The organism is Peribacillus sp. NPDC056705 (genome assembly GCF_043656335.1).
Window position 1 is genome coordinate 198,296 of sequence record NZ_JBHTYI010000003.1, and the last position, 14,486, is coordinate 212,781.

General features: G+C 41.7%; 15 protein-coding genes. All 15 read right to left on the reverse strand.

Translation table 11 applies throughout. The annotated features are described in order from the left end of the window. Positions 1-169 precede the first annotated feature (169 nt). A complete protein-coding gene (locus ACFRAK_RS05615; protein WP_260284206.1) occupies positions 170-1,459 on the reverse strand; it encodes a solute carrier family 23 protein in 1,290 nt (429 codons plus the stop codon). A 176-nt stretch (positions 1,460-1,635) separates the two neighbouring features. Then, positions 1,636-2,178, reverse strand: a complete 543-nt coding sequence (pyrR, locus tag ACFRAK_RS05620) for a bifunctional pyr operon transcriptional regulator/uracil phosphoribosyltransferase PyrR (protein ID WP_387599766.1) — start codon at positions 2,176-2,178, stop codon at positions 1,636-1,638. A 195-nt stretch (positions 2,179-2,373) separates the two neighbouring features. After that, the gene (locus tag ACFRAK_RS05625; RefSeq protein ID WP_377395942.1) at positions 2,374-3,291 is read right to left on the reverse strand and encodes an RluA family pseudouridine synthase; all 918 of its coding nucleotides are present in this window, start codon (positions 3,289-3,291) and stop codon (positions 2,374-2,376) included. Beyond that, the gene (gene lspA, locus ACFRAK_RS05630; RefSeq protein ID WP_394571407.1) at positions 3,284-3,754 is read right to left on the reverse strand and encodes a signal peptidase II; all 471 of its coding nucleotides are present in this window, start codon (positions 3,752-3,754) and stop codon (positions 3,284-3,286) included. Before lspA ends, ACFRAK_RS05625 begins: the two co-directional genes overlap by 8 nt. A 207-nt stretch (positions 3,755-3,961) precedes the next feature. Next, positions 3,962-6,730, reverse strand: a complete 2,769-nt coding sequence (ileS, locus tag ACFRAK_RS05635) for an isoleucine--tRNA ligase (RefSeq protein ID WP_387705952.1) — start codon at positions 6,728-6,730, stop codon at positions 3,962-3,964. Positions 6,731-7,123: 393 nt separating this feature from the next. Continuing rightward, positions 7,124-7,639, reverse strand: coding sequence for a DivIVA domain-containing protein (locus ACFRAK_RS05640; RefSeq protein ID WP_034313857.1), 516 nt, complete (start codon positions 7,637-7,639; stop codon positions 7,124-7,126). An 85-nt stretch (positions 7,640-7,724) separates the two neighbouring features. Further along, the gene (locus tag ACFRAK_RS05645) at positions 7,725-8,498 is read right to left on the reverse strand and encodes a YlmH family RNA-binding protein (RefSeq protein ID WP_394571408.1); all 774 of its coding nucleotides are present in this window, start codon (positions 8,496-8,498) and stop codon (positions 7,725-7,727) included. Positions 8,499-8,630: 132 nt separating this feature from the next. Then, complete coding sequence (locus ACFRAK_RS05650; protein ID WP_053345253.1) at positions 8,631-8,897, reverse strand: YggT family protein; 267 nt, start codon at positions 8,895-8,897, stop codon at positions 8,631-8,633. Between the two features lie 6 nt (positions 8,898-8,903). Then, positions 8,904-9,368, reverse strand: a complete 465-nt coding sequence (locus ACFRAK_RS05655) for a cell division protein SepF (protein ID WP_076366647.1) — start codon at positions 9,366-9,368, stop codon at positions 8,904-8,906. Between the two features lie 21 nt (positions 9,369-9,389). Then, positions 9,390-10,061, reverse strand: a complete 672-nt coding sequence (locus ACFRAK_RS05660) for a YggS family pyridoxal phosphate-dependent enzyme (RefSeq protein ID WP_260284204.1) — start codon at positions 10,059-10,061, stop codon at positions 9,390-9,392. 2 nt (positions 10,062-10,063) lie between these two features. Next, positions 10,064-10,891 (reverse strand): peptidoglycan editing factor PgeF, encoded by an 828-nt coding sequence (gene pgeF, locus ACFRAK_RS05665; protein WP_394571409.1) that lies wholly within the window; start codon positions 10,889-10,891, stop codon positions 10,064-10,066. Between the two features lie 55 nt (positions 10,892-10,946). Then, positions 10,947-11,216: a YlmC/YmxH family sporulation protein gene (locus tag ACFRAK_RS05670; protein ID WP_394571410.1), complete on the reverse strand. Its 270-nt coding sequence runs from the start codon at positions 11,214-11,216 to the stop codon at positions 10,947-10,949. 227 nt (positions 11,217-11,443) lie between these two features. Further along, positions 11,444-12,223 (reverse strand): RNA polymerase sporulation sigma factor SigG, encoded by a 780-nt coding sequence (gene sigG, locus ACFRAK_RS05675; RefSeq protein WP_034313871.1) that lies wholly within the window; start codon positions 12,221-12,223, stop codon positions 11,444-11,446. 150 nt (positions 12,224-12,373) lie between these two features. Next, positions 12,374-13,093 carry an RNA polymerase sporulation sigma factor SigE gene (gene sigE, locus ACFRAK_RS05680; protein WP_034313874.1) on the reverse strand — a complete coding sequence of 240 codons (720 nt, stop codon included), beginning with the start codon at positions 13,091-13,093 and terminating at the stop codon, positions 12,374-12,376. A gap of 59 nt (positions 13,094-13,152) precedes the next feature. Next, positions 13,153-14,079, reverse strand: coding sequence for a sigma-E processing peptidase SpoIIGA (gene spoIIGA, locus ACFRAK_RS05685; RefSeq protein ID WP_394571411.1), 927 nt, complete (start codon positions 14,077-14,079; stop codon positions 13,153-13,155). Positions 14,080-14,486 lie beyond the last annotated feature (407 nt).

Here is a 14,486-nt window from a genome sequence, read left to right on the forward strand (position 1 = left end):
TGCGGGGCATAAAAAATACCCCGCCATTAAGGACAGGGTGTAGGTCATAAAGAGGTGAGGACACGGAATGGTTTACACTTTATCCCGTTCTCATTCTCTTTACAGCAACACCCTTTTAAGCCTCTCTGGACTTCTTTTAAAAGGTGATTTATTGTTTTAATGCAATATCTTATTTTTCAAATATATCTCCGGATATTTTTTCACGGTCCGGAAGAATCAAGTTAAGAAGGATTCCGACGATGGCTGAAAGTGCCATTCCGGAAAGCGATACCGTTTCCGATAGTTGTACGAACGCCCCTCCTATTCCTAACACCAGGATGACTGAAGCTATCATCAGGTTCCTTTTCTTGTCAAAATCGACCTTATTATCAATCAGCATCCTCAATCCACTGGATGCGATGATTCCGAAGAGCAAGATGGAAATACCGCCCATCACAGCTGTAGGTATCGAGCTGATGACTGCTGAAATCTTACCGTTAAAGCCAAAGATGATTGCAGTCAATGCTGCCCCACCGATGATATACACACTGTACGCCTTTGTCATAGTCAGGACCCCAATATTCTCGCCATATGAAGTCAGCGGCGGCCCACCGATTAAGGAACCGATCATGATTCCTGCTCCATCTCCTAAAATCGAGCGATGCAAACCAGGATTTTCTAAAAAATTCCTGCCGACTACTTTGCTCAGTACCATCTGGTGTCCGATATGTTCTGATAAAGTTACGATGGCAACCGGTACCATGATGGCAATGACTTCCCATGAGAAGGACGGTGTATAGGTTACATATGGAAACATGAATTCAGGCATTTCCCACCATTGTGCTGACTTGATCGGTTCATAATCTATTATTCCTGCAACAGCCGAACAGCCGTAGCCGACTATGATTCCCATTAATATGGGGATCAAGTTAATGAATCCCTTAAAGAACACGTTACAGATGATGGTTACCGCTAAGGTGATCAGCGCTATCACTATATATGTGACGCTGTATTTATCTTGTGGATCATACATTGCCATGTCCACGGCCGTTCCGGCAAGGCTTAGTCCGATTACGATAATCACCGGACCCACCACAACCGGAGGAAGTATATTCATTAACCAGCGCAATCCGACTTTTTGGATAATCAGAGCTACTATCCCATATATGAACCCTGCTGCAAAACAGCCGATCATGGCCGCTTCCGGACCCCCTAGAGCCTTAGCTGCTATGATTGGCGTAATGAAAGCGAAAGATGAACCGAGATAAGCTGGTATCTTACCTTTGGTTATCAATAAGTATGAAAGTGTGCCCAATCCGCTTGAAACCAGTGCTACCGCCGGGCTTAATCCTACCAAGAATGGCACCAGCACCGTTGCACCGAACATGGCGAACAAATGCTGGATGCTTAACGTAATCCACTGGCCAGCCTTTGGCACGTCCTCGACATCCAGTACGATGTCCCTTTTAGTTTCTTCCATTTCCGTATCCCCCTCATGAAAATCCCATCAAAACTGCAAAAACCCTCTTTGCCATATACAAAGAGGGTTTCTCAGAAGGCAAATGTCCATGCTTAGACACAGCTCTCCCGATTGACTCCCCTTTGCCAGCCTCTCTGGACTGTCTTTAAAAGGGTAATATGAAATTTTCATGTTGTTTAGTTTTCTAATATAGTAACTTGATCTAATTCATCTACTTCTGTTAAAGTAACCGTAATTTTTTCAGATTGGGAAGTCGGAACGTTTTTACCGACAAAATCCGCGCGAATCGGCAATTCCCTATGCCCCCTGTCTACTAATACGGCGAGCTGGATTTGCGAAGGTCTTCCCAAATCCACCAGAGCATCCATTGCCGCTCTTACGGTTCTGCCTGTGAAAAGAACATCATCCACTAAAATCACTTTCTTGTCAGTGATGTTGACCGGAATGTCCGAGCCTTTTACGATGGGTTCCCCATCATTGGTCTTTTTCGAAAGATCATCACGATAAAGTGTAATATCCAGTTCACCAAGTTCTATTTCCTTGCCTTCTATTTGATTGATGCGCTTTGCAAGTCGGTCAGCGAGGAAAATCCCGCGAGTACGTATCCCGATTAAGACGCAATCCTCAATACCCTTATTTTTCTCAATAATTTCATGGGCAATTCTCGTCAAGGCTCTGCTAATGGCCTGCTCATCAAGTACTATGGCTTTCTCATTCAACACGTCGGCCACCCCGATTCCTTTTTTCTGATAGTCAATTTCAACAAAAAATCCTCATGCCAAGAAGGCATGAGGATTTACTCGCCATGGGCATGGTTATCCCACTTTGCGTATCCGTTTCCTTCTCAGTCTCTCTGAACTGTGTTAAAGGTTCTTATTAAGTTGTTATTATAATATATCAAAAAAAAGAATTTGTCAATCCTTACTTCTACGTAATTGATTAATTAGATTTTCAAACTCTTCCGGAATCGGAGCTTCGAATTCCATATACTCATTTGTACGTGGATGGATGAAACCTAGAAGACCAGCGTGCAACGCTTGTCCATCTAATTTCAGTGTCTTTTTCGGACCATATTTCGGATCTCCCGCCAGCGGGAAACCAATGTATTTCATGTGAACACGGATTTGATGTGTTCTTCCTGTTTCAAGCTGGCATTCCACCAAAGTGAAAGCTTTGAAGCGTTCGATGACACGGAAATGCGTGACAGCATTTTTGGAATTCGAATCTGTGACAGTCATGCTTTGGCGATCCTTTTTATCGCGGCCAATCGGTGCATCGATCGTTCCGAAGTCATGAGGGATCACACCATGTACTACAGCTTGATACTTACGGGTAACCGTTTTGTCAACAAGCTGCTGTACCAGTTTCTCATGTGCCATATCATTTTTGGCAACCATCAATAAACCTGATGTATCTTTGTCGATTCGATGGACGATTCCAGGCCGCATGACTCCGTTGATTCCAGAAAGGTCCTTGCAGTGAGCCATCAATCCATTTACAAGCGTGCCAGATACATGTCCCGGTGCCGGATGGACGACCATGCCGCTCGGTTTATTAACGACGAGTACATCTTTATCTTCATAATAGATATCCAAATCCATTTCCTCTGCTACCGCATCCAATTCCTCAAGTTCAGGAATCGTCACTTCGATTGTATCGCCAGGAATAGCTTTGTAATTCGTCTTTATCGCCGTGCCATTTACCAAAACATGATCATCCTTAATCCATTGCTGGACCTGAGTACGTGACCATTCCTCATTCAAAGTGGAAAGGGCCTTATCAATCCTAACTCCTTTTAGTGTTTCATCGATGCTGTATAACCTTTTATCCATTATCTTTCTCCTTAGCGTTTTTTTCTTCTAAAAACATATGAATCACGAGCAGTCCGACACCAATTGAAAGCGCAGCATCAGCTACATTAAATACCGGGAAACTGTAGCTGAAAATATAGGCATGAACGAAATCCACTACTTCCTGACGAGCAACACGATCGATGAAATTACCAATCGCACCGCCTAGCATGAGAGCAAGTGCAACTCCAATCAAAATGCTTCCCTTCGCCATTTTCTGAATATAATAGACAAGTCCAATAATGACAGCGATGGTGATGATGTAGAAAAACCACATTTGACCTTGTAGAATTCCCCATGCTGCCCCACGATTACGATGCGAGGTGATATATAGAAGGTTTTCAATAATTTCAATGCTTTCTCCGTACTCCATTTTTTTCACAATCATCCATTTTGTCAGCTGATCGAGAGCTATGACCAAAAGGGCAATCAAATAATAAAACACATTTTTTCCCCCAAACTAATCAAATCTTCACTTTTGAATTGTAGCATAAACTAGAAATAATGACTAATCCGAAAAGAATTAGTCTGCTAACTGTACCTGAAGAATATCGGGAAGATTGGATAAAGGTAAAATTCCCTATTGCGGTTTTAGCTTCATTCCCGCAAAAAAAGCCGGCCCTTTATAAAAGGACCGGTTTTTTTGCGGGTATTATTGATTCACGTAATGCTCTTTCACGACTGTAGCACAACGCGGGCAAAGTGTCGGATGTTCTTCCACTTGTCCTACTTCCTTCGAAACATTCCAGCAACGTTCACACGTTTCACCTTCTGCTTTTGTAACAAGGATCGCTATATCCTCAAGTTTAACCGCCTCTGCTGGGGCATTTGCCACATCGCCAGCGATTTCGAATTCGGATACGATGAATAGCTGTTCAAAGCTTTCCTTGATGCCATCAAGCAGATTCTTCGTTTCTTCATTAACATATACCATCACTTTAGCGTTCAGTGATTTTCCGATGACCTTCTTGTTACGGGCTTCTTCTAATGCTTTCAGAACATTATCACGGACATCCATGAACGCCGTCCATTTTTCTTCAATGACTTCAGCATCATCAACTGGAATTTCTTCAGGCATCAATGTCAACTGTACACTTTCTTCCGTTACACCCGGAATGAACGCCCATACTTCATCAGCTGTATGAGAGAGGATCGGTGACACCAATTTGGTTAAGCTGACCAATGATTCGTAAAGGACCGTTTGAATGGCCAAACGCTCTTTACCATTCGGAGCCTCACAATAAAGAATGTCTTTTGCATAATCAAGGTAGAACGAACTTAAATCCTGTGTACAGAAATTATTGACCATATTATAAATTGTAGCAAACTCATAATTTTCATAACTTAGCTTCGACTGTTTGATCAGCTTATTCAATTTAACGAGCATGTATCGATCGACTTCAGGCAATTCTTGGACTGCCACTTTATCGGTTTTTGGATTGAATCCATCCAAATTCCCTAACAGGAAGCGGAATGTATTACGGATTTTTCGGTAAACTTCCGAAACTTGTTTTAAAATAGGATCGGAAACCCTGACATCCGATTGGTAATCCACCGAAGCTACCCAAAGGCGTAAGATATCAGCACCAAGTTGGTTCATGACCTTGGATGGCAGTACAACGTTCCCGATCGACTTACTCATTTTACGGCCTTCGCCATCCAATGCGAAACCGTGGCTAAGTACACCTTTATATGGTGCTTTGCCAGTAACTGCAACACTTGTTGAAAGCGATGAGTTAAACCAGCCGCGATATTGATCGGACCCTTCTAAATAAAGGTCAGCAGGCCGTTGCAAGTCGTCTCTCTCTTCAAGTACCGCTTGATGAGAAGAACCGGAATCGAACCAAACGTCCATGATATCCGTTTCTTTCGTGAAGATACCATTCGGGCTGCCTTCATGTGTATAGCCATCAGGCAGAAGATCTTTCGCATCACGCTCAAACCAGATATTTGAACCGTGTTCGCGGAATAGCTTTGAAATATGGTTGATTGTTTCATCCGTAATGATCGGCTCGCCATTTTCTGCATAAAACACTGGAATTGGCACTCCCCAAGCGCGTTGGCGGGAAATGCACCAATCCCCGCGGTCACGGACCATATTGAATAGGCGCGTTTCGCCCCAAGCCGGTACCCATTTGGTTTCTTCAATCGCTTCCAGTAGTTCATTGCGGAAGTCTTTGATTGACGCAAACCATTGTGCTGTTGCACGGAAGATCGTTGGCTTCTTCGTCCGCCAGTCATGCGGGTAAGAGTGTGTAATGAACGTCAAGTTCAATAACGCGCCTACTTCAGTTAATTTTTCGGTAATAGGTTTATTCGCTTGATCATAAAATAATCCGGCAAATTCCCCTGCCTCTTCCGTCATGACTCCTTTTTCATCTACAGGACAAAGTACGTCCAATCCATATTTTTGCCCAACGATAAAGTCATCTTCACCATGGCCAGGCGCAGTATGAACACAACCCGTTCCAGCTTCAGTCGTTACGTGTTCACCTAACATCACTAAAGATTCACGGTCATATAGTGGATGTTTGGCAACAGCACGGTCCAACTCGCTTCCTTTTACTGTTTTCAGGATAGACGGGTTTTCCCAGCCTAATGTTTCCGTAACCGACTCAAGCAGTGCCTCAGCAAGTAAGAATTTTTCATTTTCGACAGCCACTACTACGTAATTTAATTGCGGATGCAATGAAATACCAAGATTAGCAGGAATCGTCCATGGAGTTGTCGTCCAGATGATGATTTTGACGCCCTCTTCGATTACACCTTTGCCATCTGTGACTTCAAAAGCAACATAGATGGATGCAGAACGTTTGTCTTGATATTCAATTTCTGCTTCGGCAAGAGCTGATTCACTTGACGGGGACCAATAAACAGGTTTTTTCCCTTTATAAATATAGCCTTTTTTCGCCATTTCACCGAATACCTTGATTTGCTGTGCTTCATATTCAGGCTTTAATGTGATATATGGATTATCCCAATCCCCACGGACCCCTATTCTCTTAAACTGCTCACGTTGATTGTTAATCTGACCATAAGCATACTCTTCACAAAGCTTTCTGAATTCGGCAACGCTCATTTCTTTCCGTTTCACGCCTTTTTTTGTCAATGCCGTTTCGATCGGAAGCCCATGCGTATCCCAGCCAGGTACATACGGTGCTTGAAAACCGCTCATTGATTTAAATCGGACAATGAAATCCTTTAAAACCTTGTTCATTGCATGGCCCATATGGATATCGCCGTTTGCATACGGAGGTCCATCATGCAAAATGAATAAAGGACGCCCTTCCGTTTGTTCTTGCACTTTTTTATAGATGTTCATTTCATTCCATTTTTCTTGGATTTCCGGTTCACGTTTCGGCAAATTCCCCCGCATTGGAAATTCAGTTTTAGGCATCAATAAGGTATCTTTGTATTCCATCATAAAATCCTCCATCCGTCTTTACATAAATTCATTCGAACCGATGACTTGATATCCGGCCAAAATAAAAAGCCCTCTCATCCCTAAAAAAGGGACGAGAAAGCTTAGCTTCCCGCGGTACCACCCTGGCTAGAAAGATTCACAAAGTGAATCCAACCTCTCGAGCATTCGTAACGTGAATGAAACGCTTCATTTACTTACTGCAAAAGCAGGTTCAACTCAGAACTCAAGGGTGATCTTCAATATCTTCGCTTATTCCGGGCTTTCACCATCCCCGGTTCGCTAAAAATAAGTGTGTGAAGAATTTACTTTCCCTGTCATCGTCTAATTTCATAATGAATAGTATTGTTAAAAAATTATATGCGAAAAAAGTGTTCAAAGTCAAGGAATCGTTTAAATTTCCTCTTCCACTCTCTCATTTAATTCTATTTCGGTCGCATCAACTTCATAATCCAGAAGATGATCCCAATCGTCATTGTCCAGCAAATCGAGCTGTGCACCGACAAGCATTTTGAAACGCGTCCGGAATACTTTGGATTGCTTTTTCAAATCCTCAATATCCATCGCTATTTTCCTTGCTTTCACGAGTGACTCATTGACGATCCTGTCCGCGTTCTTCTCTGCTTCCTTTATGATCAGTTTCGCTTCTTTTTGGGCATTGCGCCTTAATTCCTCGGCTGCTTCCTGAGCGACAATAATCGACTTGTTAAGTGTACCCTCAATTGTCGTAAAATGTCCCAAACGATCAAAAGTCTCGTTCAGTTTATCTTCAAGTTCTTTCTTCTCCCTCAAAATCAGTTCATAATCTTTAATGACCTGGTCGAGAAATTCATTAACTTCATCTTCATCATACCCACGAAATACTTTGTTAAATTCCTTGTTATGTATATCTATCGGGGTTAAGGGCATTACGGCACCTCCAGAACGGTTTCTACTCTAGTATGTTAAAACTCTATATTCGACAATAAATTTATAAATCCTGCTTTTTATTGAATTATTTTTGTCTGCCTAACGAGATTCTCCACTTATCCTTCTTGGTTTTTCCATCGATTGAAGCTATTTTACATCTGCCAAAACCTCTGATGGAAAGTGTATCATTTTCACGGCATTCTTCCGAGACGTTTTCCGTTTGCTTGAAATTCACCTTTACTTTACCTGACGCTATCAAGGCCTGCGTTTTTTGACGGGACATGTTCAGGACGGACGAAAGCACACTGTCAATCCTAAGAGAACTGACGGTGGTTACTTGCTCTTCCCATTTTTCTTTAATTTGGACGATATCCTCGATTGGAAGACGTCTGATGGAAACAGAAGCATTGCCTATTTTCTCCAGATTCCCTGTGAGATACGAATCCATCTCCTCAGCAGCTATAAACTGAGTGTGCTCCTCCGTCACTATTATATCACCAAATTTTTCACGTTTTACCCCTAGTGACATTAAGGTTCCAAGTATTTGCCTATGTTCAAGCGTAACAAACTTTTTTGGATAGGAGATATCGTATAAGGAGATATTGAAATCCGATGGTTCAGGAGAATAATAATCAGGGTAAATGAGCGCACGTTTTCGCTCTACGAAATCGCCCCCGCCATTGAATTGCAGTTTCGCATCCGGATCATTCCCCAATAAGGAAGTAAGGATTTCCTGCTGACGCGGATCAAGAAAATCAGATAGTTTCGGAGCGTAGGAATTTTTAACCTGATCGATCCAATTCATAGCCTGGTCAATAAAATCTTTTTCCTCCGGCCTGAAATGCTGATAAATACTCATGATTGAATAAATGCTCCTTAGTTATCAAATTAATGAACGATCATAAGAAATTGATTAAACGGCTCTGCGTTGCTACTACACAGCGGAGAATCTTCCGACTGTGTAGTAAGATCATGTCAGGTTAGTTGTTGATCATCCTATTAAAGTCTGTAAGTAATAGATTCCATAACCGCTGGCAAAATTAAGTACCAGCAAAGCCACAAGAGGTGAAAGATCGATCATGCCAAGTGGCGGGATGAACTTTCTGAACGGTTCTAAATACGGTTCGCAAATCTTTTCCAGAAATTGACCGATCGATGTCTCCCTTGCATTAGGGAACCATGACATCAATATGTAACCGATTAATGCCATTGAATAAATTTCAATTAAATAATATAAACCCTGAAGCACTAAACCCATTAACCATTACCACCTCGCTTCTTCGTACTCCTCTTCGGCGGCGAAGCCGGTAATATTACCGGAAACATCGACGTTGTCCGGGGTACATAAGAATATATCTGTTCCGATTTTTTGGATATCCCCGCTGATTGCATAAACAGTCCCACTTAGAAAATCAATGATTCGCTTTCCTTGGTCATGCTGGATCCGTTGAAGGTTCACGACTACAGCACGCCTGTTTTTTAAATGGTCGGCTACCTCCTGGGCTTCTGCATAAGCTCGGGGCTCCAATAATACTACTTTAGAAGATTTCTGTACGCTTTGCAAACTTACGATATTCTGATTGGCATGATTCCCTGCAGAAGCGGACTGATGCTGTTTAGCTGACTTCACGACTTTTGGTTCAGCCTCCTCTTCTTCCATCACTTCATCCTTGTACTCATACTCATCATCCAGCGCGAAATAAGATTTAAATTTTGATACGAACGACATCTATAGGGTACCTCCTTAAAATTATTCGCCTACAAGTGCTGTACCAATCCTGATCATTGTAGCGCCTTCCTCAATGGCAATCATGAAGTCATTGGACATCCCCATGGACAATTCAGTACAGGGGGCATGCTTCAACTCTAAATTTTGTATTTCAACCTGGATGCCTTTCAGTTTTCGGAAGCATTCCCGCAAAACCTGTTCATCATCGGTCAGTGGAGCCATTGTCATCAATCCTGCAACATTCACCTTATCAAACTTGGATAATCCTTTGATGAAATCCATCGTCTCCTCAGGACCCAGGCCATGTTTTGATTCCTCACCAGAAACATTCACCTGCACTAAACAGTTTATCGGCTCATCTGCACGTTTTTGAATTTCTTCTGCCAAAGAAATGCGATCCAATGAATGGATATACGAAATTTTATCGATGACATTCTTTACTTTGCGTGTTTGCATGGAACCGATATAATGCCAGTTTGGCTTGTCCTTCAGCACTTCATATTTAGTCAAAAGCCCTTCGTCACGGTTTTCACCTAAATCAAGTATTCCCGCTTCCAATGCTTCATTCGCTCTCTCGACCGAAACATATTTCGTCACCGCGATCAACTTTATCGCTTCACGGTCCCTTCCGCTATTCTCACATGCTCTATTTATTTTTTCTTCGATGTTTTTTAAATTGTCCACTACTTTCACTGTTACTCTAAATCCTCCTTCCAACCGATAAAACTCATCAACCTTCCTGTCTTCCCGTTATCACGGCGATGTGAAAAAAACAATTCATGATCACAGCTGGTACAGTATGATGTAACGTCGATCTGACTTTTTGGAATTCCTGATTTTTGAAGAATCAATGCATTAAGTTGCTTAAGGTCTAACTGATATTGTCCTTCACTGATTAAATTATAGGGCTTTTCGTCAATATCTACCAGCATATTCTGCACTAAATCCATGACATAATCATCAACTACATAGCACTTCGAACAAATCGACGGTCCAATAACAGCAAATATCTCACTAGCTTTTATACCCTCACTCAGCCATGCCTCAACCATTTTTCGTGCAATTCCATTAACCGTACCCTTCCAGCCGGCATGTGCCACCCCAATCATACCATGTGCCGGAGCAAGAAAGTATAAGGGCACGCAGTCTGCATAGCAAAGGGTCAATAGAGCGTTTTGGTCCTTCGTATAGAATCCGTCAGTCGCTTTAAAGGCTGAATCATAATCCGTAGCACCTCTCCCGCCATCGCGGCTGGTAACTTGATGGATTTTCGTTTCATGTGTCTGCTCGGCGCCTATCCATTCATTAAGCGGAAACGTCAGCTTATCAGCTATAATCCTGCGGCTTCCCTGGACATCTTCAAGTTTATCACCGACATGAAAACCGGTATTCAATGATTGAAAATCACCTGTACTGACTCCCCCATTTTTTGTGGTGAAGCCCGCTACGAGCTGGAGATTTTTTTGTCTCCAGCTGTCAATGAGCATATATTGATCCTTGATTAAAACAAATGGCTCTTTCATGCTATAAACCTCTTTATTTTTAGTCTAGTGTATCATATATTTGGACCACGCACCTTTAAAACCGTTCATCTTTCACTTCTGCTTGAAAAACAGTCTGATGCTCAACAAGGATGACATCTGCACCGATTTTTTTTATTTTACGCCACGGGATCACAATATCCTGTTCCCTGCCAAAAAAACCCATCAATCTAGTTCCACTAGAAACGATGATGGCCTCTATTTTCCCCGTGGCCGTATTGATTTCAAGATCTGACATATTACCTAATTTCTTGCCATCCGCTATATTGACGATATCCTTAATTTGAAATTCGGAAATCCTGGTCACATCACTCAGCTCCTCAAAATTTCATCATAGATGAAGGTCCTATTCCTATGTATATGACATGATGCGCTCAAGGATGAAGAATACGATAAATAAACGTCCATTCGATCACGATCCCTTCCGGAAGGGATTTTCAACAAAATAAAAAAGCCGCTATGGATAAGTAGCGTTAAGCGGGTATTGACATTTTTGCCCTACCCGCTTCAGCTAACTTTTCTCATGCTCAGCTTCTACTGTTGGATATTTTTATTCATTTGTTTGATTGCCGCTTTTTCCAATCGGGAGACCTGTGCTTGTGAAATGCCGATTTCCTCGGCTACCTCCATTTGCGTCTTCCCTTGGAAAAACCGTTTGCGAAGGATCATTTTTTCCCGGTCATTCAACCGTCTCATGCCTTCATTTATAGCTATTTCATCAATCCAGGTACTATCTTTATTTTTTTCATCACTCAGTTGGTCGAGTACATAAATCGGATCCCCGCCATCATTATAAATCGGTTCAAAAAGTGAAACTGGATCTTGTATAGCATCTAGTGCAAAAACAATTTCTTCATGAGGCACTTCCAACACCTTGGCGATTTCTTCAGCTGTCGGCTCACGAAGGGTCTGGCTTATGAGCTTTTCTTTTACCTGCAAAGCTTTGTAAGCAATGTCTCTTAAAGAACGGGATACCCGAATCGGATTATTGTCACGAAGATATCTTCTGATTTCTCCAATAATCATCGGAACAGCATACGTTGAAAACTTAACATTTTGACCTAGGTCAAAGTTATCTATCGACTTCATCAACCCTATACAGCCTACCTGAAATAGATCATCTACATACTCTCCCCGATTGTTGAAGCGTTGAATGACGCTTAGAACGAGTCGAAGATTCCCGTTTACCAGTTTCTCTCTTGCTGAAATATCGCCATCTTGCAGTTCTTTAAAGAGTTTTCTCATTTCTTCATTCTTTAAAACCGGTAATTTTGATGTATCCACACCGCAGATTTCAACCTTATTACGAGACAAAATTATTCCCTCCTCACAGGAGCGCTGTACAAAAAACAGTATTTCCGCGGGAGGAAAAAATATGCACATGGCTAGAACAGAAAATCCCCATTATTTTTCAATATAGGTATCAAAGTATTGATTTGATTGACATTTAAGCACTTTATTTTTTTACACCATTTTATTAAATTCTTTACGAAGCCTCTTAATAATCCTTTTTTCCAAACGTGAAATGTAAGATTGGGAAATCCCCAGCATGTCGGCAACATCCTTTTGGGTTTTTTCTTCTCCGCCTGCAAGCCCAAAACGGAGTTCCATTATCTGTTTTTCACGTTCGGATAACTGTGTAAGTGCTTTTGTCAGCAGCTTACGGTCAACATTTGCCTCAAGGTCTTTCGTGATAATGTCATCGTCCGTTCCAAGTACATCGGATAACAGAAGTTCATTTCCATCCCAATCAATATTCAGGGGTTCATCAAAAGAAACTTCAGAACGGATTTTGTTATTTCTGCGTAAATACATTAATATTTCATTCTCGATGCATCTCGAAGCATATGTAGCGAGTTTTATTTTCTTCTCAGGATTGAATGTATTCACAGCTTTGATCAAACCTATGGTTCCAATGCTGATTAAATCCTCAATATTGATGCCAGTATTTTCGAATTTCCTGGCAATATAAACCACCAGCCTTAAATTACGTTCAATCAAGATCGAACGTGCAGCTTCATCGCCATTGGGTAATTTATTGATCAGTATTGCCTCTTCTTCCTTCGAAAGGGGCGGGGGCAGTGCCTCACTCCCTCCTATATAAAATATTTCGTCCGTTTTCAATCCGAGCTTGAACAATAGTTTGTACCAAAAATAAGTGAGCCGAAGAATGAATTTCTTCAAAATAATTCTCCCTTCTAAATAAACGGATTATGGGTCAAATTAAAGAGTGAATTGATGGTTCAGGAGGCATTTTGCACCGGTATCCCGGTTAACATTTTCGGGTGAACGATAGATTGATAGCTATTGTCGGGAGAGAGTTGCTGAAAGGTAAACGAAACGAGACCCTGCTTGACATGAAATTCTTTTTCTCCTTGAATGATTTTAATGTAATCCGGTTTGATTGCGGTTAACAGCTGATGTTCATGGCCCACGACTTTATAAGGGATGACACGCATTCTTCCTGTCCATGAATATTCTGGCTGCGTTTCCTGACTTATCAGGTTATCAGGATTTTTAAAGAGCTCTAGCATATCGTCCGGAATTCCTGCTTCCCCACCTGAAAGAGAGATGATCATGACCGGGGAGCGTGTAATCGGATCATATAGTTGATTGCCGCTATCCACCAATCCATGAAATTTCCCTTCAAAGTCAGAGATTTTAACCGAGACCGAAACCATTTGCTCATGTGTAAGCTTGGTCATCTCCATCCCTTCTAGTGATCGCTTGGAAAATTGCCATGCGAGCGGGAACCCGATCATTACGAATATCCAGCTGACAGGGTCGCCAAAACGGTTGATTCCTTCATATTGACCAGGGTCCTTGGACACGATTTGGAATTCAAATAAGTAGTGAAGTCCCAGAAGGATACCTCCCGATAAAAACGTCATGAAATATAAAGTGGCCACCGATTTCATGAAAAGTTTCAACCTATTAAACCCAAAGGTTGCCAGCACCATGATAAGGGATACTAAAATCTTCATGTACACTCGGTCGGCAATTGCATAAAAAGGAGTGAATGCCAATACGATAATGAAGGAACCAATCAATCCGCCGATGCATACCCGCCAAAGAGCCACCCTTCGTTTAAGAATGATTGCGGTCCAATATAAAAGGAGGCAGTCAAATAACCAATTCAACAACCAGATCACATCTAAATATAAAGTCAAACACCCTCCCCTCCCTTTATTAACAAACCTTCCACTAGCAAAAAGTATAGCGTACCTGCCCTTAGAAAGTGTGTCACTTTTTGTACTGAAAACTTAAGAGTTTTTCAGTCATTTTTACCCTTTTTGTAGAAAAACAGCCATTGATATTTTCAATACCGTCTTAGAGACTATCCTGCTCCCTTTTACTTCTGTCGATTTATGTTATAAAAGTTTAATAATTTATTGCTCTTCATCTTTTTACAATTATGAATGAAAGTGAACAAATGATGTGGACTCCATTCTGCCAAGGCATTCCACCCTGTACAATTCCGTCTTCCAGCTCACAGGTTATCCAGAAAGTATCATGGATCCAATAATCCAAATTTCATTCATCACTCCGGTCCGAGTGAAACGCCCCATTATTATAA

Coding starts and splice junctions, on each gene's coding strand:
- ACFRAK_RS05615 (WP_260284206.1), bottom strand. CDS start 1,459: ATGGAAGAAACTAAAAGGGACATCGTACTGGATGTCGAGGACGTGCCA.
- ACFRAK_RS05625 (WP_377395942.1), bottom strand. CDS start 3,291: ATGGATAAAAGGTTATACAGCATCGATGAAACACTAAAAGGAGTTAGG.
- ileS (WP_387705952.1), bottom strand. CDS start 6,730: ATGGAATACAAAGATACCTTATTGATGCCTAAAACTGAATTTCCAATG.
- ACFRAK_RS05640 (WP_034313857.1), bottom strand. CDS start 7,639: ATGCCCTTAACCCCGATAGATATACATAACAAGGAATTTAACAAAGTA.
- ACFRAK_RS05645 (WP_394571408.1), bottom strand. CDS start 8,498: ATGAGTATTTATCAGCATTTCAGGCCGGAGGAAAAAGATTTTATTGAC.
- ACFRAK_RS05650 (WP_053345253.1), bottom strand. CDS start 8,897: ATGGGTTTAGTGCTTCAGGGTTTATATTATTTAATTGAAATTTATTCA.
- ACFRAK_RS05655 (WP_076366647.1), bottom strand. CDS start 9,368: ATGTCGTTCGTATCAAAATTTAAATCTTATTTCGCGCTGGATGATGAG.
- pgeF (WP_394571409.1), bottom strand. CDS start 10,891: ATGAAAGAGCCATTTGTTTTAATCAAGGATCAATATATGCTCATTGAC.